This is a genomic window from Synechococcus sp. MU1611, from assembly GCF_020514255.1.
Classification (GTDB): Bacteria; Cyanobacteriota; Cyanobacteriia; order PCC-6307; family Cyanobiaceae; genus Parasynechococcus.
The window spans coordinates 151,879-168,445 of the sequence record NZ_VTLC01000005.1; the positions used below are offsets into that span (position 1 = coordinate 151,879).

Consider the following 16,567-nt stretch of genomic DNA (forward strand, 5'->3'; position numbering starts at 1 on the left):
TTTCGTGAGCTCCGCTAGTTTCGGCCTGCTGACAGCCCCAGATCCTGTTGGTTCATATCAATCAGGTTGGGCTTACGCACTTCAAGTCGTTCGGCGGAGCGATGACAATCCCTCTTGAGGAGGGATTCACCGTTGTGACCGGACCCAACGGTTCCGGCAAGAGCAACATCCTCGACGGCGTTCTGTTCTGCCTAGGCCTTGCCACCAGTCGCGGCATGCGGGCCGACCGCTTACCGGACCTGGTCAACAGCGGCATGCTCAAGGCTGGCAAGGCCGCCGAAACCAGCGTCAGTGTTCGCTTCGATCTCAGCGACTGGTCACCTGATGCCGCCGAGGAAGGCCTCGACGCACCGGCGGAAGGCCCCTGGATTCAACCGGGGCAAACCGAGTGGACGGTGACCCGCAAGCTGCGGGTGATGCCGGGTGGCTCCTATAGCTCCAGCTACAGCGCTGACGGAGTGTCCTGCAATCTGCAGCAGCTGCAGACCCAGTTGCGACGACTCCGGATCGATCCCGAAGGCAGCAATGTGGTGATGCAGGGGGACGTCACCCGCATCGTCTCAATGAGCAACCGGGACCGCCGCGGCCTCATCGATGAGCTGGCCGGTGTCGCCCTGTTCGACACCCGGATCGAACAGACCCGCCGCAAGCTCGATGACGTGCAGGAGCGCCAAGAGCGTTGCCGGATCATTGAGCAGGAATTGCTGACCAGCCGCCAACGGTTGGAGAAGGACTGCGCCAAGGCCCGCCAGTACCAGGAGTTAAGGGAACGGCTACAGCTGGGACGCCGCCAGGAAATGGTGCTGGCCTTCGAGGCAGCCCAGCAAGCCCTGAAGGATCTGGCCACGCGCCAACAGGCTCTGGAAGCCCAGGAACAGCGCGACGCTGCGGCCATCGCCAGTGGCCGGGAGCAACTGAACAAGGCTGTGGCCGAACTGGAACTGCTGCAGGAGCAGGTCAAGGCCCTGGGAGAAGACCAACTGCTTGCAGTTCAGGCAGAACTGGCTGGCCTCGACACGAGCAGCCGGGAACTTGAACGCCAGGCCACCCTCCACCAGGACGAAGGCCAGAAACTGCAGGGACAGCGCCATGACCTCGCCACCCGTCGCCAGCAGTGGCAGCTGCAGTCGCGGGAGCTGGAGCGCGACCCCAATCAGGATGCCCTGAACGCCGCTGAAGACAACTGCAAAGCCGCTGAGGCGTCGGTTGAGATGTCCCGCCGCCGACTGGCGGATGTTGCCGGCCGCTCCGGCGCCTGGGTGGAGGAACAAAAGCGCCGCAGTGGCCGCCGTCAGGACTTACAGAGCAGCGTCGCTCCCTTGCTGGAGGAGCAACAGCAGTTGCAGGAACGGCTGCGTCAGGAACGGGAGCGTCTTGAGGAGCTCACCGAGGAACAGCAGCAGGACGGCTCCGACGGTGCCGCCGTGCAGCAGCAACTCGAGACCCTGGAGGAGACCTGGCAAACCCTTCTTCAAGCCATTGCCGATGGCAAACAGGAGCTCCAGCAAACGGCCGACTCCCTGGCCATCCAACAGCGCACCCGCAGCCGGCTTGAACAGGAACAAACCCGTTTGGAACGGGAGATCGCTCGTCTGGAGAGCCGTCGTGATGCCCTTCAGGAAAGCCGCGGCACCGGTGCCCTTCGCCTGTTACTGGAGGCCGGCCTCGATGGCATCCATGGCCCTGTGGCCCAGCTGGGGGAGGTGGAGGATCGCCATCGCCTCGCCCTTGAAGTGGCGGCTGGGGCCCGTCTCGGACAGGTGGTGGTCGACGACGACCGCATCGCTGCCCGCGCCATCGAGCTGCTCAAGAGCCGCCGTGCCGGCCGGCTTACCTTCCTGCCCCTGAACAAGATCCGCTCACCCGGGGGGGGCGGCTCAGCCGCCTTTGCCAGGGGGGCACGCCCGGGAGGGGACAGCGGCGCTGGACTGATCGGTCGAGCTGTGGAACTGGTGCGCTTCGAGCCGGTGTACGACCAGGTGTTCGCTTACGTCTTCGGCGACACCCAGGTGTTCTCCGACCTGGCCAGCGCCCGTCAACAGTTGGGCCGCTCCAGGGCTGTGACCCTGGATGGGGAGCTGCTGGAAAAAAGCGGCGCGATGACCGGCGGCAGCTTCTCCCAGCGCAGCAGCAGCCTCAGTTTCGGTCGCAGCAGTGATCAGGACGAGGCCGAGCCCCTGCGTCGTCGCCTGCTGGAACTGGGTGAATCCCTGGTGGCCTGTCGGCGGGAGGAGTCGAAGCTGGCGCAACTGATGGAGCAGCAGAAACCCCAGCTGCGCCAGCTCGAGCAGCAACAAGCCGCTCTGATCGCCGAGCGCAATGCGGCCCGGCGGAACCACGGTCCCCTGCTCGAGCGCAGCCGCCAGCGGGCTGAAAGGCTCAGCAAACTGCAGCAGGACCAGACGGAACAACAGCAGCGGCTCGAATCGATCAGCCGTGAGCTCGCCCCCCTGACAGTGGAGCTCCAAGCCCTGGATGAGGCTGAGCGGAACAGCGGCAGCAATGACGATGCCGCGGCCTGGGCCCAACTACAGAAGGAGCAGGAAGACGCAGACCAACGGCTGGAGACGGCCCGCAGCGAGCGGGACCAGCTGCTGAACGCCCGCCGCGAGAGACAGCTGGCGATCGAACGGCTGGGGGATCAGGAGAAGGCACTGGCCGCAGAGGAGACCCGGCTGCAGGAGGCTGTGAAGGCCCTGGCCAGCGCCCATGGCGCCTGGCGCCAGCAGCAAAGCGACCTTCAGCAGAAGCGTCAACAATTGGAGCAGCAGCAGAGCGACCTGCAGGAACGCTTTGGCAGCCAGCGCCGGGCCAGGGATGCCGCGGAAGCCGAGGTGGGCCGGCAGCGTCAGGCCCTGCAGCAGGCCGAGTGGAATCTGGAACGGCTCAAGGAAGACCGGGAAGGGTTAATCGAAGAGCAGCGCAGCGGTGCGGTGCGCCTCCAGGAGATGGAACAGGCCCTGCCGGATCCCAGACCTGAGATCCCGGAGGCCTTGCGACTGTCTGGCCTAGAGGCCTTACAAGCCGATCTGCAGGCGATCCAGCAACGCATGGAAGCGCTGGAGCCCGTCAACATGCTGGCGCTGGAAGAACTTGAGGCCCTCGAACAGAGGCTCAACGAACTGAACGAGCGGCTCGATGTGCTCAACAGCGAGCGGGAAGAGCTTCTGCTGCGGATCGAAACCGTGGCCACGCTGCGTCAGGACGCCTTCATGGAAGCTTTCACCGCCGTGGATGGCCATTTCCGCGAGATCTTTGCCTCGCTCTCTGATGGTGATGGCCACCTCCAGCTGGAGAACCCGGACGATCCTCTGGAAGGTGGCCTCACCCTGGTGGCGCATCCCAAGGGCAAGACCGTACGGCGCCTGGCCTCGATGTCAGGTGGTGAGAAATCGCTCACCGCTCTCAGCTTCCTGTTTGCCCTGCAGCGCTTCCGGCCGTCGCCCTTCTATGCCCTGGATGAGGTGGACAGCTTCCTGGACGGCGTCAATGTGGAGCGCCTTGCCGCCCTGATCGCCCGTCAGGCCGAGGCGGCACAGTTCATGGTGGTCAGCCATCGCCGCCCGATGATCGGCGCGGCCCAGCGCACCATTGGAGTGACACAGGCCCGCGGCGCCCACACCCAGGTGGTGGGTTTGCCGGATGCCGCCTGAACGATCGACGTTTTCGCTGTGCAACCTGAACGTGACAGTCGGAACCCCTGCGCCACAATGGCCTGACTGTCCATGGCCGAGGGCCCGCGCTTGACCCCGACCCCTTCCCCGACTGAAGCCATCACCACTGGCGTACCCAGCGATCGCCTCTGGTTGCGCTCTGAACTGATGGGCACCCAAGTGATCACCCGCGACACCGGCCGCCGCCTGGGGGTGGTCGGTGAAGTGATCGTGGATATCGACCGCCGTGAGGTGGTCGCCGTCGGTCTGCGGGACAATCCACTGACCCGTTTTCTGCCCGGCCTGCCGCGCTGGATGCCGCTGGACCGGATCCGTCAGGTGGGAGACGTGATCCTGGTGGATTCCGCCGACTCCCTGAGTGAGAACTTCAATCCCGAGCGATACAGCCGGGTCATTAACTGCCAGGTGATCACCGAATCCGGTGAGCAGCTGGGTCGGGTGCTCGGCTTCGCCTTCGACATCGAAACCGGAGAACTGACCACCCTTGTGATGGGAGCCCTCGGCGTGCCCCTACTGGGGGAAGGAGTGCTGAGCACCTGGGAAATGCCGGTGGAGGAGATCGTCAGTAGTGGCCCGGATCGGATCATTGTTTACGAGGGAGCCGAAGACAAGCTGAAACAGCTGAACAGCGGTGTGCTGGAGAAACTTGGAGTCGGTGGCCCCAGCTGGGAAGAGCAAGAGCGGGAGCGTTATCGGGTCAACTTGGTGCCCGTGGAAAACCAGCTCACTTCTGGACAACCCCAGGAGCAGGAACAACGGCGCCTCCAGGCCTCAGAAGCTGAAAGGCTTGATACTGATGCGGAACTCGAATACGTGGAACTGGAGGATCGGCGGCAGGAGGCCATGCAGCAACGCCGTTACCTCGATGAGCCCCAGCGGTATGACGAGCGGCGCTACGAGGAACGGCCGCGGTACGACGAGCGGGACAACGTCAGAAACGACCGCTCCACTGAACGACCGCGGTCCTACGAGCAGCAGCAACCCCCCGCCTACGACGAACCAGCGCGTTACGAGGAACAACCTGCTTATCAGGAGCAGCCTGCCTATCAGGAGCAGCCTCCCTACCAGGAAGAGCCGGCATATCAGGAGCAGCCGCCCAGGCGCGCCATGCCAGCCTCCCGCCGTGCTGTTCAGCAGTCCGGTGAACCCCTGGATGTGGAACCGATGGAAGACTCAGCTCCTCAGCGCGGGACCCAGGATCTGGACGACCCCTGGTGAGCGAGCCGGAGGGCGGGGAGACGATCAGGCCGACTTGAAGTCAAGAGATGCGCTGTTGACGCAGTAGCGCTGGCCTGTAGGGGCGGGGCCATCAGCAAAGACATGCCCTAGATGGGCATCACAGCGGGCGCAATTGATTTCGGTGCGCACCATTCCGTGGGTCAGATCCTGTTTGGTGCTGATCGCATCGGAACTCACACCGTCCCAGAAACTCGGCCAGCCGGTGCCCGAGTCAAATTTGGCGTCAGAACTGAACAACGGCGATCCACAGCAGATGCAGTGATACATCCCGGTGGCCTTGTTGTTCCAATAAGCACCGGTGAAAGCACGCTCAGTACCGCCGCAACGAGCCACCTGGAACTGTTCCGGCGTCAGGGATTGCTTCCACTCCTCTGCACTGCGTTCGACCGGATTGGACGGGGTCATGGACGTCGGATTTAGCAGCCTATTCAGCCTAAGAAGAGCTGAGCTCGCGGGGGAGCAATGCCCTCACCTCTGCAGCCAGGGCAGCCACCGCCCCTGGATCCCCCCGCAACGCCTGGAGATCCTGCCGCTGGCCCTCCAGCCTCTCGGGAGCATTCAGCCAGTCGCATGCTTCCAGCGCGATCTGCTCCGGCGTGATCGCCCCCACCCTCTCCGGGACCACGGCGCGGCCAGCACTGATGTTGGGCCAGGCCATCAGACCGTTGTTCCGCAGACGCCAGAGGGTCAGCAAGACCCCAATCAGACGCCGCAAGCCCGGCAAGCGCGCCAGCAGCCCGAGCCCACCATCCCAGGCCTGCATTACCTCAAGGTGCTGGGTGGGAACAATCACGATCATCGGCACAGCCAGTGCTCCAAGCTCGGCCGTGTTGGCACCAACGGTGGTCAGGGCCAGGGCGCACTGGCTCAAGGCCCCGTGGGCCGGATGCTGCTGCAACAGACGAATCCGCGTCCCCGCCGCCGTCACCAACTCGGTGACCAACTCCTCTTGGTCAACCGACGCGACGGAAGCGCTGTAACGGGCAGCGATTGGATTGGATCCACCGGCAAAACGGAGTAGCTCCGCCACGCTTGTGGTGGGAGCCAACGGGAGCAAGAAACGGCATTCGGGTTGCAATCGAGCCAGGCGGTCGGCGGTGTCGAGCAGAAATGGCATGCCCACGCACAGCTTTGCCGGCTTGGAGCCCGGCAGCAGGGCCACCCACTGGCCTTCAGGCAGGGGATCCTCCCGACGGGCGAAGGATGACAAATCCGCCATCAGATCCCCAACCACACGGCATCGGGACTGATAACGAACCGGAAGCTGGCGCTGAACCGCCTCCGACATGGCCGCGATCCGGTCGTTCCAGCCCGGCCAGCGCGCCACCCATTCGGCATAGGTGATGTGGCGATACCCAAGTCGAGCAGAGAGCAGAACGGTCCAGAACTGATCTCCTCCCAGGAACACCACCACACCCCGCCGGGGCCAGGGGCCGTACCGCTGCGGGCGCAACAACAGCGACCAGAAACGCCGTGCCGGCACGATGCGCTCAAACAAGCCCCAGGGCTCTGCCGCCATGGGCTCCTGCCCGGTGGCATTGGGACAGGGAACCAGGACCAAATGCAAGGACGCCGCGGCCGTAGAGGACCGTGGACGAAGGCGGAGGCTGGCATGCAGACGTTCCGCCAGTGGGCGGACCCATGTGGTCAGCTCACCGGGACCGTTTGAAACAAGAACGACGGCCGGTCCAGGTTCTGCTGCGCGGGGACGGGCCAAGAGAAAAAGTGCGGATGGCGAGACTTGAACTCGCAAGGCCGAAGCCACACGCCCCTCAAACGTGCGTGTCTACCAATTCCACCACATCCGCGTGGTCGACTTCACCGCTCGGGCTCTGTCGACGTCAGATCATACCGGGCGGGGTCTTTGCTTTCGGCTTGATCGGTCGGCGCTGATACGATCCGGCGTCAGGCCTGAAGATGCTGCGGGATGCCCATCGGCAAAGTGCTGATCGCCAACCGCGGCGAGATTGCTCTCCGAATCATTCGGAGTTGCCGCGAGCTCGGCATCGCCACCGTGGCGGTTTACAGCTCAGTCGACAAAGACGCACTCCACGTTCAGCTCGCGGATGAAGCGGTTTGCGTCGGCGAGGCGCTGAGCAGCAAGAGCTACCTCAACATCCCCAACATCCTGGCGGCGGCCACCTCCCGCGGCGCTGACGCCATCCATCCCGGCTACGGCTTTCTGGCCGAGAACGACAAGTTTGCCGAGATGTGCCGTGATCACGGCCTCACCTTCGTTGGACCGTCACCCCACGCGATTCGCTCGATGGGGGACAAGTCGACCGCCAAAACGACGATGCAATCGGTGGGTGTCCCCACGGTTCCCGGCAGCGAAGGTCTGCTCAGCAGCACGAACCAGGCGGCGGCCCTTGCCGAGGAGATGGGCTATCCCGTGATGATCAAGGCCACCGCCGGCGGTGGCGGACGCGGCATGCGGCTCGTGCCGGACGCCAGTCAACTGGAAAGCCTGTACAAGGCGGCCCAAGGCGAAGCGGAAGCCGCTTTTGGCAACCCTGGGCTCTACATGGAGAAATTCATCGACCGGCCCCGCCACGTGGAAGTGCAGGTGCTGGCCGACCGCCACGGCAATGTGGTGCACCTGGGAGAACGCGACTGTTCGATTCAGCGTCGTCACCAGAAACTGCTGGAGGAGGCCCCCAGCCCGGCCCTGGATCCAGAACTGCGGCTGCGCATGGGTGAAGCCGCAGTTGCTGCCGCCCGCAGCATTAATTACGAGGGAGCTGGAACGGTGGAATTCCTGCTTGATCGCAGTGGGGGCTTCTACTTCATGGAGATGAACACCCGCATCCAGGTGGAGCATCCGGTGACCGAAATGGTCACGGGTGTTGATCTGATTGCCGAGCAGTTGCGCATCGCCGGTGGCGAACCCATCAGCGTGCACCAGGAAGAGATCCAGCTCACCGGCCATGCGATCGAATGCCGGATCAACGCGGAGGATGCACGCCATAACTTCCGCCCCGCCCCTGGACGAATCACAGGATGGCTGCCCCCCGGGGGACCAGGCGTGCGCGTCGACAGCCACGTTTATACCGGCTACGACATCCCGCCCTTCTACGACTCCTTGATTGGCAAGCTGATCGTCTGGGGCAAAGACCGCGACCACGCCATGACCCGGATGAAACGGGCCCTAAACGAATGTGCCGTCACCGGAATTCCGACAACGGTGGAATTTCATCTCGAAATGCTGGATCGGCCTGAATTCATCAACGGCGACATCCACACCAAGTTCGTCGAGCAGGAGATGCTTCCCTGAACTCAGGCTGCCGCCTGAGCGTGCATCAGAATTTGAGACAGAAGCCCCTGCTGACCAACGAGCAACTCACGCACGAGGCTGATCAATCCAACCCAGATCACGGGGGTGACATCGACCCCACCAATCGGGGAGATCACGCGGCGGCTGAGCGCCAGCACAGGCTCCGTCGGCCAGGCCACCACGGGCCAAGCGCCTTGGTTCAAGTCCACCTGGGGATACCAAGTGAGCACGATGCGAAGCAGAAACGCCAGGGTCCAGGCTGCCAACAGCAGACCAAGAAGAAGATGAACAACTGGCAGGACCTGCAGCAGCAGCGGCGTCACAAAGCTCAAAGCAAATCGTCCCGTCATCGTAGAAAGCCGACATAGCTCCTTAGGATCAGCGCGGCTTTGATGCAGACAGCAGCAACCCCATGACCCCCTCCCTCTCCAACTTCCTGAGCAGCCTCGTTTGGGGAGGTGTGATCGTTGTTGTTCCCGCGACCATCGCGCTGATCCTGCTGAGCCAGACCGACCGTCTCGACCGCAAACTCTGACCTGCCCCTGGCGCCCCTCGTAGACTGAGCCCCTAGTGGGATCAGAGTTTTGGTTAACGCCAGTCTCAACTGGGCCAGCATCGTCGGCATCGTGTTGGCCGTCGGCGGAGCTCTGCTCTATTTCATGCGGACGTTCAAACCAGCCCTGGCTCGGGACTACGACGTCTTCTTCGCAGCGATTGGACTGCTTTGCGGAGGCATCCTCTTTTTCCAGGGATGGCGTCTTGACCCGATTTTGCAGTTCGGCCAATTCCTCCTAGCGGGTACAACCGTTTTCTTCGCTTACGAAAGCGTGCGCTTGCGTGGCGTCGCCACCGAGCAAGCGCGGCGTTCCGCCTATTTCGATGACGAGCCCGCCCCTGATCGCGGCGATGGTCCTGGTGGACTGCGCGGGGGCTGGGATGACGGCTACGACCGTTTCGATGAACCCCAGCCGGTGCGGCGGCGTTTCTCCGGCCGCGACGACGACCCTGAAGAGCGACCTGAAGAGGAGTTCTACAGACCGCGCCGCACCAGCCGCGCCGCGATCCCTGAAGAGGCAGCCAGCCGTCGCTCCATGGGTCGCAACCCAACGGATTCCGGCTGGGAACAAGACAGTGAACGCTCCCGCCGCATGGCCCGCTTCCGGGCCGGAGAAGCCCGTGATGAGCAACGCCCCGATTTTGGATCCAGACGATCGGAGCGGGACGATCAACGCCGCGGCAGCCGTCCTACGGGCCGCTCTGAACGTCCTGCCGGCGAACCCGCCCCGTCCGGCGCTGAGGATGCCGCCTTCAGTCCCAGCCGCAGCGCATCACTGAACCGGGGACGTCCCGGAGCCAACCCGGTTGCGACAACAGAGTCAAGGCGTTCTGCTGAACCGCCGCTGGCCTCGAATCGCCCGACCAGTAGCCGTCAACCCCCCCGCAGCTCAAGGCCGTCTTCCGGCAGCCCTCGGGACAACAGCTCCCGCTTTGACGACTGAGCCACTTGCGTCGCCCGCTGCTCCTTCTCCTGGCCAGCCTGGCGCTGATGGGCTGCAACGGTCGCCAAGAACGGGCCGGTGGAGCCCTGTTCGGCAGCAGTCAGCAGGCACCCGCCCTGAGTGGCAGTGGTGAATGGTTGGCGGTCGTGAGCGATCGCCGCGGCAGACCCACGGTGCAGCTGCGCCGCCTCAGCGACGGATCCGTGGTGTCCGTTCCGCAGCTGAGCCGTCATCAGCCCCACAGCTCCCCCTCCCTCAGCTGGAACGGTCGCTACCTGGCCGTCATCACCCAGCGTGGTCGCCGCAGCCTCGCGGTGGTGACCGACCGCCTGAATGGACGAATGCATCCCCTGCCGCTGCCGGGGGGACGGGACCCGGTGCTGCTCAGCCTCGCGCCAGATGCACAGCAAATCGCTCTCCAGGTGACAGATCAGGGCCGGTGGCGCGTGGAACTGCTGGATCTGAGTGAAGTACTCGAACCAGACCGTCCACCGGGCCAGAGCCTCTCCACGCCAACACTGTCGTCAGAGCCATGATCCGCGTTGCTCTGATCTGCAGCCTGGTGCTGATGACGGGCTGCAGCAGTCCCAGACCCACACCCCGGCCCGATCTCAACGGCCTTCTGCGCCAGTCGGTGAACAGTCGCCGGGATCCATCCCTGGGGGGACGCTGGTTAGCCAGCCTTGGCCAACGCAATGGGCGGGAACGGGTCGAACTGATCGACCTTCGCAACCGCAGCCCTGTCCCGCTGCCAGGCCTCAACCGTGCTGACGCCCAACCCATCAGCGTCAGCGTCAGTGCGGATGGGCAGCGCTTGGCCGTCGTCCAGCAACGCGATGGCCGCACGGAACTGGTGCTCTATCGCCGCAACGTGGGCGCAACACAACGGCTGCCTCTGGATCCACCGGGCGTGCCCCGCAGTGTCAGCCTGGACGGAGCAGGCCGACGTCTGGCGGTGCAGGTGAGCCGAAACGGACGCTGGGATGTGGATCTGATTCGTCTGCCCTGATCAGGGCAGCAACCCCGCCCAGTGGAGAAAGGTGTCGCGGCTGAGGGCCTCGATCAAGAGCACCGCGACAAAACCCACCATGGCGAAACGGCCGTTTACGCGCTCGGCATACCCACTCCAACCGAATGCCGGTACATCGTTGGTGGTGGCGGACGTCTCCGGAACAGACGTGGAATCAGGCGTCTCGCTTGTGGAGGTCATCCGGCCGGTTCAGGAACGTTCGAAGTCATAGCTGGTCGCCGGGATCAGCCGCCAGTCGCGATCTCCACTCAACTCGAGAACGGTGTCATGGAACTCCTTCAAGGTCGGCCGGTGACCAACGCTGATGAAAGCCACCTCGCGTTCGCGCAGCAGCGCATAAAGACGGGATTCAGTGTCGACATCCAAGGCACTGGTGGCTTCATCAAGCACCACGACCTTGGGGGAATTCAGCAGCAACCTGGCAAATGCCAGCCGCTGCTGTTCTCCCAGAGAGAGCAACCGCGGCCAGTCCTGCTTGATATCGAGGTCGGGGTAACGCTGCAGCAATTTCGCGAGCATCACCTGATCCAGAACGGCCCGCAGCTGTTCATCGCTGAAACGGGCCTGATCCAATGGGTAACAGAGCTGTTCGCGGAGCGATCCCAGAGCCATATAAGGCTTCTGCGGAATGAACAGAAGGTCCCCCTGCCCTGGGGAATACACAGTGCCTGTGGGTGACCCCCATAACCCACTCACAACCCGCAGCAATGAGGTCTTGCCACAGCCAGAGGGCCCGACCACAAGCAAGCCTTCAGAGGTGTCGAGCGAAAAGCTGAGATCGCGCACCAGCACGTTGTCGGTCCGCGGTGTTTTGACCGTGACCCCTTGAAGCGCCAAACGGTCGGACGGCACAATCCGCGGAGCGAAATCACTCCACTCCTCACGATCCAGGTTCGAGATATTCGACTGGAAACCTTCCAGCCGGTTAATTGATGCCGAGAATCGGGCCAGCGCTTCGATGTTGTAGACAATGAAGAAGAGCGATCCCTCAACCAGGTTGTAAGCAACATTCGCCTGAGCGAACCCGCCGTAATCCATCTCACCCGCCAGAATCGGCGCAGCAAGAATCAGATAAGGGATGAAATTACTGGCGTAGATGCTGGAACGCTGCAGCACACGCAGCAACACCTCCCAGACGATCAGAAGATTAAAGTTCTCAACAACAGTGGCCAAGCGACGCGTCACCTCCTTGGCTTCCTGCTGTTCACCTGCATAGAAAGCAATCGATTCGGCGTTATCCCTTACCCGAACAAGGCCATAGCGGTAATCCGCTTCGAAACGCAACTGAAAATTGTTCAGACGCACCAGCTTGCGACCGGCAACAATCATCAAGACCGAAATAGCAGCGGCATAGGCCAACAGAGCGAAAGTCAAGCCCTCACTCACCGAATAAAGGATGAGGATATTGAGAGAAAAGGTGAGAATCGAATCAAAGATATTGAGTGCGAAGCCAAGGGCTTGAGCCGTGAAATCACGAACATCCTCTGAAATGCGCTGATCAGGGTTATCAACGTTGGTGGCCGCCTCATCGTTGGGGTTGAGGACGTAATACGCCCGATCCCGGAGGTAGTCGTCCACCAAACTCAGCGACAACCATTCCCGCCAGAACAGACCCAGCTTCTGGGTGAAATAAAACTGCAGACTGCGAATCGGCAGGGCAACCGCAAAACAGGCGCCATAAACCCAGAGATTGCGGTAGGACGCATCCCCGTCCTTGGAGATCAACGCATTGGTGAGATCCCTAGCGATGAATGTGATGCCGGCATTGATGCCGTTCACACTCAACAGCATCAGGATGATCAAACCGAGAAACAGCCAAGGCAGCCAGCGGCGGTGCCGCAGCTGGCCCCGCACGGAGGCGAACACCACAGCCCCCAGCACGAACAGGGCACTGATGCCCGTCCCCCATCCACGGGACCAGAGCATGGCCAGGGAGGACTGGACGCCACCGAGGTACTGACCGGTCAACTCCGGCAGAAGCCAGGACAGGCCATTCATCAGCCCGGTGACCAGGAACAGCACGATCCCGGCCACACAGAACAGCAGGCTCACCAGAAGTCCGATGAACTGCCAACCGTTGTCTTCGGTGTATGGAAAGAAGTAGGGCTGCGAAAGTCGACGCAGCTTGGCGGCCTGATCCCGCAGGTTCTGAAGCTGGTGGGTCATGCCACTGCTGAACTGTGCTCAGTCTGGCGGCCATTGCGCTGCTTCGCCGTCAGCATCAGCCGGGGGGCCATGCCAGAGAACGCCCACCGATCACATGCACATGAAGGTGAAACACCGTCTGGCCAGCACCGGCACCGCTGTTGATCACCGTGCGGAAGTCGTCCAGCCCCTCCTCTTTGGCGACCCGAGCAGCGACCAGCAGCAGATGGCCCAGCAGGGGAGCATCCTCTGCAGCACCGGAGCGCAGGCTCTCGATCGGCTTGCGGGGAATCACCAGCACATGCACCGGTGCCTGGGGGGCGACATCCCGAAAGGCCAGGCACTTCTCATCGCTATAGACCTCATCGCACGGGATCTCGCCGCGAAGGATCTTGCCGAAGATCGTGTCGTCTGCCATGGGCCTTGAGAACGAAGGAACAGCCATACCGGTGTGACAGCAAGGGCATGAATCTCCTGCGTCACCCACTTCAGAATGCTGGCACGTTGTCTCAGTGCATCCCTACAAGGTCTGGAGGCCAGGCCTGTGGTGGTGGAAGTGGATCTCGCCCCAGGCCTGCCGGGCGTCCAGCTGGTGGGCCTGCCAGACAAGGCCATTCAGGAGTCGCGGGAGCGCGTCCGCTCCGCCCTGCGCAACAGCGGCTTCCGCGGCCCCCTGGTTCGCGTGGTGATCAACCTGGCTCCGGCCGATCTACGCAAGGAAGGCCCCTCCTTTGATCTCCCGATTGCCTTGGCGCTGTTGGTGGCCAGCGGGCAGCTCGCCCGCCCTCAGCTGGAAGGCCTCTGGTGTGCTGGCGAATTGGGTCTCGACGGCAGCCTCAGGCCCTGTCGCGGGGTGATCGCCCTCGCCGACCAGGCCCATCAGCAGCAGGCCCGAGCCCTGGTGATCCCTCCCGCCAATGCCAGCGAAGCCAGCTTGATTGAGGGGCTGCCAATCCACACCGCGCCCAACCTGCGGGAGCTGGTTCTGCAACTCAAAGGAGAGCAACCCTGGCCCGTCATCGGTTGCAGCGGCTCCCGAGCATCAGGCCGCATCAACAGCCCGGAGCCCTTGCCATCCATTGAGACAAGCCTGGCTTCACGGGGCTTGGCCCTTTCCGCTGCAGGCGGCCACCATCTCCTTCTGGTGGGTCCCCCCGGCTGCGGCAAGACCCGCCTGGCCCATCACTTGCCACACCTGCTGCCGCCCCTGAGCCGGAAGGAAGCGCTCACCATCACACGCATCCATTCGATCGCCGGACATCTCCATGACATCGATCAACTGCAGCAGCAACGCCCCTTTCGATCGCCCCATCACAGTTGCTCCGCAGCCGCCTTGCTGGGGGGAGGACGCTCGCCCCGTCCCGGCGAACTCAGCTTGGCCCACGGTGGTGTGCTCTTTCTCGATGAGCTAGCGGAATTTCCGCGAACAGTGCTGGATCAGTTGCGGCAGCCCCTGGAGGAAGGCGCCGTACAGATCAGCCGCTCCCAGCACAGCACTGTCTTCCCCGCCTTGATCACCTTGGTGGCAGCCACAAATCCCTGCCCCTGCGGATGGCATGGCGATCGCGACCATGGCTGTCGCTGCAGCATCAGCCAGCGCCAGCGGTACTGGCAGCGGCTCTCAGGCCCGCTCCTGGATCGGCTCGACCTACAACTGCGGCTCGAACGGCGCTCCGCCAAGGAGATGGCGAACGTGCTGAATCCTCACGGCCCGTCGAAAGTCACCGAGTCCTGGTGCAGCCCAACACGGATTCAACGGGCCCGCCAGCGGATGCAGAGCCGCAATCCCGCCGGCTGCCGCAATGGCCGACTGTCGGCAAAAGCGCTGCGGCAGAGCGGAGCAATCGAGACTGCGGCGCTGGATCTATGGGAACAATTGATCCAACAACGCGGCCTGAGCACCCGCAGCAGTCTTCAGCTGTTGCGGGTGGCACGGACCATTGCTGATCTGAACGATCAGTCATCTGTTAACCGCAATGCCGTGGCGGAAGCGAGCTGCTACCGCTGCACCGATCTGCTGAGGGGACCTGAACCTCAGTAGTTGCGCGCCCGCTTGTCCGGTGTATCCCGGTAGGGCTGGGTGCCGATCGGCGGGGGCTGGAGATGGCGGTCGTTGAGCGACCCCAGCGCATGGGTCATCGCTTCACCAAACCACTCAAACCATTGCACAACTGTGGTTTTCATCACGGCCTCCTGGGTCTTCCTTCAGTGTGAATTCACTGACAGGTCTCGACAACAGGTGTTTTGACCGGTTTAGTCCCCTCTCAGCTCAGGGAGTCGGTGCGCTGTCTCGATAGACGTAGAGATGGCCCAGGCTTTTCTTGCCGTAGGCCCGTCGCTTCAGGGTCCACCCCGGCTCAAGCTTCAGCTGAACAAAGCCACTGGCGGCCCCGCCGGCCCGGGCGACGAGCAGGGTTGGCTGGGAGGGATTGCGGGTCGGTGTCGCCAGCAACTCAATATCACTGCCGCTGTTCACCACGCTGAGCCGATAACGGGTGCCAAGGTCATCACCACCGATGCGCAGGGAATAGCCGTTGCCGTCGATGTAACGGTTGCAGACCCCGGTGAAATCAAACTTGGACAGCAGGGGATCCACCATCGCCGGCGAGCCAGCACCCACCGCAAAACACGGGCGTTTCGTGGTCCGCTGTTCGTAGATGTTCAACTGCGAGCGTTGCCCCTGGCCGATGGGAGCCGACACCAGAACAAAGTTGCTCATCTCCACGGGCACCGCCGTGAACAGAGAGCCCTGGGCCAAGGCCACTGGTACCGAGGTCGCTGCGAGAGCTAGGCCAGCAGCAGCCACGGTTCGAAAGCGTGCCATCACGTCCATGGAGGAACTGAGCGGATCGTAAAAGTGATGCCTGAATCGGTCGCCCCCGATCAGGCCGGTTTATTGAGGCGTATGGCGACCAGCAGGGTGCCAACGGTTGCGGGGGCCGCAAGGGCCAAGATCCAACTGGTGGCTTTGACCCCGAGGTCGGGATCGCCATAGGCCAGTTCGAAGACACAACCTGTGCTGGCAATGCCAAGAACACAGGCAAGGGCCAGGAAAACGCCGGCCAAGGGTTTCATTGGCATGGCTCAGGCGACGCTCCGAACATGTTGGCGCTCGAAGCCCTTCTCCTGGAGCTCTTTCTGCAGACCGTCTTCATCGGTGACGCGATCGACGAACAACACGCCATTGAGATGGTCCATCTCATGCTGAATGCAGCGGGCCATCAAGCCATCGGCTTTCATCTTGCGGGGCCGACCCATCTCATCGCGAAAGCTCACTTCAATCGCCGTTGGGCGCACCACATCGAGATACACCCCAGGAATGCTGAGGCAGCCCTCCTCATAGGTATCGAGCCCGGCACTGGCCGCACTGATTTCCGGATTGATCAACACCAGAGGCGGTGTGGCCGCATTCTCCAAGTCGAGATCAATCACGAGCAGCTGCTGATGGATCCCCACCTGAGGTGCCGCCAGACCGATGCCCTTAGCGGTGTACATGCTGCGCAGCATGTCGCGGGCTAGCTCCCGCACCTGCTCATTCACCTTGCCGATGCGACGCGCCGACTTTCGCAGGACTTCATCGCCCAGGGTGTGAATCTCCAACGGCGGAGTTTCAAGGGCGGTTTTGGGGACCAGCATCGTGTCCCGCGACTTGTCGGCCTGACGGGCCAACTCTGCAAAGCTTCCTGCCAAGGCCAACGCCGCGTTG

Annotated in this window: 18 protein-coding genes and 1 tRNA gene; 8 read left to right on the forward strand and 11 right to left on the reverse strand. The window is 62.8% G+C overall.

Going from position 1 to position 16,567, the window contains the following annotated elements; translation table 11 throughout:
* The first annotated feature begins 47 nt into the window (after nt 1–47).
* The gene (gene smc / locus FZZ92_RS10960) at nt 48–3,653 is read left to right on the forward strand and encodes a chromosome segregation protein SMC (protein ID WP_226423226.1); all 3,606 of its coding nucleotides are present in this window, start codon (nt 48–50) and stop codon (nt 3,651–3,653) included.
* A gap of 90 nt (nt 3,654–3,743) precedes the next feature.
* Nucleotides 3,744–4,892: a PRC-barrel domain-containing protein gene (locus FZZ92_RS10965; protein ID WP_370631282.1), complete on the forward strand. Its 1,149-nt coding sequence runs from the start codon at nt 3,744–3,746 to the stop codon at nt 4,890–4,892.
* A 24-nt stretch (nt 4,893–4,916) separates the two neighbouring features.
* On the opposite strand, the gene msrB is transcribed toward FZZ92_RS10965, so the two are convergent.
* From msrB to FZZ92_RS10980, 3 genes are all read right to left on the reverse strand, one after another.
* Complete coding sequence (msrB, locus tag FZZ92_RS10970) at nt 4,917–5,318, reverse strand: peptide-methionine (R)-S-oxide reductase MsrB (protein ID WP_226398622.1); 402 nt, start codon at nt 5,316–5,318, stop codon at nt 4,917–4,919.
* A 28-nt stretch (nt 5,319–5,346) separates the two neighbouring features.
* On the reverse strand, nt 5,347–6,630 hold the full coding sequence (locus FZZ92_RS10975) for a glycosyl transferase (protein WP_226398623.1): 1,284 nt from the start codon (nt 6,628–6,630) through the stop codon (nt 5,347–5,349).
* Nucleotides 6,631–6,639: 9 nt separating this feature from the next.
* A tRNA-Leu gene (locus tag FZZ92_RS10980) sits at nt 6,640–6,721 on the reverse strand.
* A 119-nt stretch (nt 6,722–6,840) separates the two neighbouring features.
* Here FZZ92_RS10980 and accC point away from each other — a divergent pair.
* The gene (accC, locus tag FZZ92_RS10985) at nt 6,841–8,187 is read left to right on the forward strand and encodes an acetyl-CoA carboxylase biotin carboxylase subunit (RefSeq protein ID WP_226423228.1); all 1,347 of its coding nucleotides are present in this window, start codon (nt 6,841–6,843) and stop codon (nt 8,185–8,187) included.
* 2 nt (nt 8,188–8,189) lie between these two features.
* Here the strand turns inward: accC and FZZ92_RS10990 are convergent, their stop codons facing one another.
* Nucleotides 8,190–8,537 (reverse strand): YggT family protein, encoded by a 348-nt coding sequence (locus tag FZZ92_RS10990; RefSeq protein WP_226423229.1) that lies wholly within the window; start codon nt 8,535–8,537, stop codon nt 8,190–8,192.
* Nucleotides 8,538–8,599: 62 nt separating this feature from the next.
* Between FZZ92_RS10990 and psbX the strand changes: the two genes are divergently transcribed.
* From psbX to FZZ92_RS11010, 4 genes are read left to right on the forward strand one after another with little or no spacing between them, the layout of a single operon-like run.
* Nucleotides 8,600–8,722: a photosystem II reaction center X protein gene (gene psbX / locus FZZ92_RS10995; RefSeq protein WP_115022502.1), complete on the forward strand. Its 123-nt coding sequence runs from the start codon at nt 8,600–8,602 to the stop codon at nt 8,720–8,722.
* 49 nt (nt 8,723–8,771) lie between these two features.
* Complete coding sequence (locus FZZ92_RS11000; protein WP_226398625.1) at nt 8,772–9,686, forward strand: Ycf66 family protein; 915 nt, start codon at nt 8,772–8,774, stop codon at nt 9,684–9,686.
* Between the two features lie 5 nt (nt 9,687–9,691).
* Nucleotides 9,692–10,222, forward strand: a complete 531-nt coding sequence (locus FZZ92_RS11005) for a hypothetical protein (protein ID WP_226423230.1) — start codon at nt 9,692–9,694, stop codon at nt 10,220–10,222.
* A complete protein-coding gene (locus FZZ92_RS11010; RefSeq protein WP_226398626.1) occupies nt 10,219–10,695 on the forward strand; it encodes a hypothetical protein in 477 nt (158 codons plus the stop codon). The genes FZZ92_RS11005 and FZZ92_RS11010 overlap by 4 nt, the downstream gene beginning before the upstream one ends.
* Here FZZ92_RS11010 and FZZ92_RS11015 read toward each other — a convergent pair whose 3' ends face one another.
* From FZZ92_RS11015 to FZZ92_RS11025, 3 genes are read right to left on the reverse strand one after another with little or no spacing between them, the layout of a single operon-like run.
* A complete protein-coding gene (locus FZZ92_RS11015) occupies nt 10,696–10,896 on the reverse strand; it encodes a chlorophyll a/b-binding protein (RefSeq protein WP_115022509.1) in 201 nt (66 codons plus the stop codon).
* Nucleotides 10,897–10,905: 9 nt separating this feature from the next.
* A complete protein-coding gene (locus tag FZZ92_RS11020) occupies nt 10,906–12,882 on the reverse strand; it encodes an ABC transporter ATP-binding protein/permease (protein WP_226409731.1) in 1,977 nt (658 codons plus the stop codon).
* A 55-nt stretch (nt 12,883–12,937) separates the two neighbouring features.
* Entirely contained in the window at nt 12,938–13,279 is a 342-nt protein-coding gene (locus FZZ92_RS11025; RefSeq protein WP_226423241.1) for a histidine triad nucleotide-binding protein, read from the reverse strand.
* Nucleotides 13,280–13,354: 75 nt separating this feature from the next.
* Between FZZ92_RS11025 and FZZ92_RS11030 the strand changes: the two genes are divergently transcribed.
* Nucleotides 13,355–14,902, forward strand: a complete 1,548-nt coding sequence (locus FZZ92_RS11030) for a YifB family Mg chelatase-like AAA ATPase (RefSeq protein WP_226423231.1) — start codon at nt 13,355–13,357, stop codon at nt 14,900–14,902.
* On the opposite strand, the gene FZZ92_RS11035 is transcribed toward FZZ92_RS11030, so the two are convergent.
* From FZZ92_RS11035 to def, 4 genes are all read right to left on the reverse strand, one after another.
* On the reverse strand, nt 14,896–15,045 hold the full coding sequence (locus FZZ92_RS11035; RefSeq protein WP_166017731.1) for a hypothetical protein: 150 nt from the start codon (nt 15,043–15,045) through the stop codon (nt 14,896–14,898). The two genes, FZZ92_RS11030 and FZZ92_RS11035, sit on opposite strands and share 7 nt — an antisense overlap.
* Nucleotides 15,046–15,130: 85 nt before the next feature.
* The gene (locus FZZ92_RS11040; RefSeq protein WP_226398628.1) at nt 15,131–15,694 is read right to left on the reverse strand and encodes a DUF3747 domain-containing protein; all 564 of its coding nucleotides are present in this window, start codon (nt 15,692–15,694) and stop codon (nt 15,131–15,133) included.
* A 50-nt stretch (nt 15,695–15,744) separates the two neighbouring features.
* Complete coding sequence (locus FZZ92_RS11045; RefSeq protein WP_115022517.1) at nt 15,745–15,942, reverse strand: hypothetical protein; 198 nt, start codon at nt 15,940–15,942, stop codon at nt 15,745–15,747.
* A 3-nt stretch (nt 15,943–15,945) separates the two neighbouring features.
* Nucleotides 15,946–16,551, reverse strand: a complete 606-nt coding sequence (gene def / locus FZZ92_RS11050; protein WP_226398629.1) for a peptide deformylase — start codon at nt 16,549–16,551, stop codon at nt 15,946–15,948.
* Nucleotides 16,552–16,567: the final 16 nt, after the last annotated feature.

Coding starts and splice junctions, on each gene's coding strand:
- FZZ92_RS10990 (WP_226423229.1), bottom strand. CDS start 8,537: ATGACGGGACGATTTGCTTTGAGCTTTGTGACGCCGCTGCTGCTGCAG.
- msrB (WP_226398622.1), bottom strand. CDS start 5,318: ATGACCCCGTCCAATCCGGTCGAACGCAGTGCAGAGGAGTGGAAGCAA.
- FZZ92_RS11010 (WP_226398626.1), top strand. CDS start 10,219: ATGATCCGCGTTGCTCTGATCTGCAGCCTGGTGCTGATGACGGGCTGC.
- psbX (WP_115022502.1), top strand. CDS start 8,600: ATGACCCCCTCCCTCTCCAACTTCCTGAGCAGCCTCGTTTGGGGAGGT.
- FZZ92_RS11015 (WP_115022509.1), bottom strand. CDS start 10,896: ATGACCTCCACAAGCGAGACGCCTGATTCCACGTCTGTTCCGGAGACG.
- FZZ92_RS11020 (WP_226409731.1), bottom strand. CDS start 12,882: ATGACCCACCAGCTTCAGAACCTGCGGGATCAGGCCGCCAAGCTGCGT.
- FZZ92_RS11045 (WP_115022517.1), bottom strand. CDS start 15,942: ATGCCAATGAAACCCTTGGCCGGCGTTTTCCTGGCCCTTGCCTGTGTT.
- FZZ92_RS11035 (WP_166017731.1), bottom strand. CDS start 15,045: ATGAAAACCACAGTTGTGCAATGGTTTGAGTGGTTTGGTGAAGCGATG.
- FZZ92_RS11025 (WP_226423241.1), bottom strand. CDS start 13,279: ATGGCAGACGACACGATCTTCGGCAAGATCCTTCGCGGCGAGATCCCG.
- FZZ92_RS11040 (WP_226398628.1), bottom strand. CDS start 15,694: ATGGACGTGATGGCACGCTTTCGAACCGTGGCTGCTGCTGGCCTAGCT.
- FZZ92_RS11030 (WP_226423231.1), top strand. CDS start 13,355: ATGCTGGCACGTTGTCTCAGTGCATCCCTACAAGGTCTGGAGGCCAGG.
- accC (WP_226423228.1), top strand. CDS start 6,841: ATGCCCATCGGCAAAGTGCTGATCGCCAACCGCGGCGAGATTGCTCTC.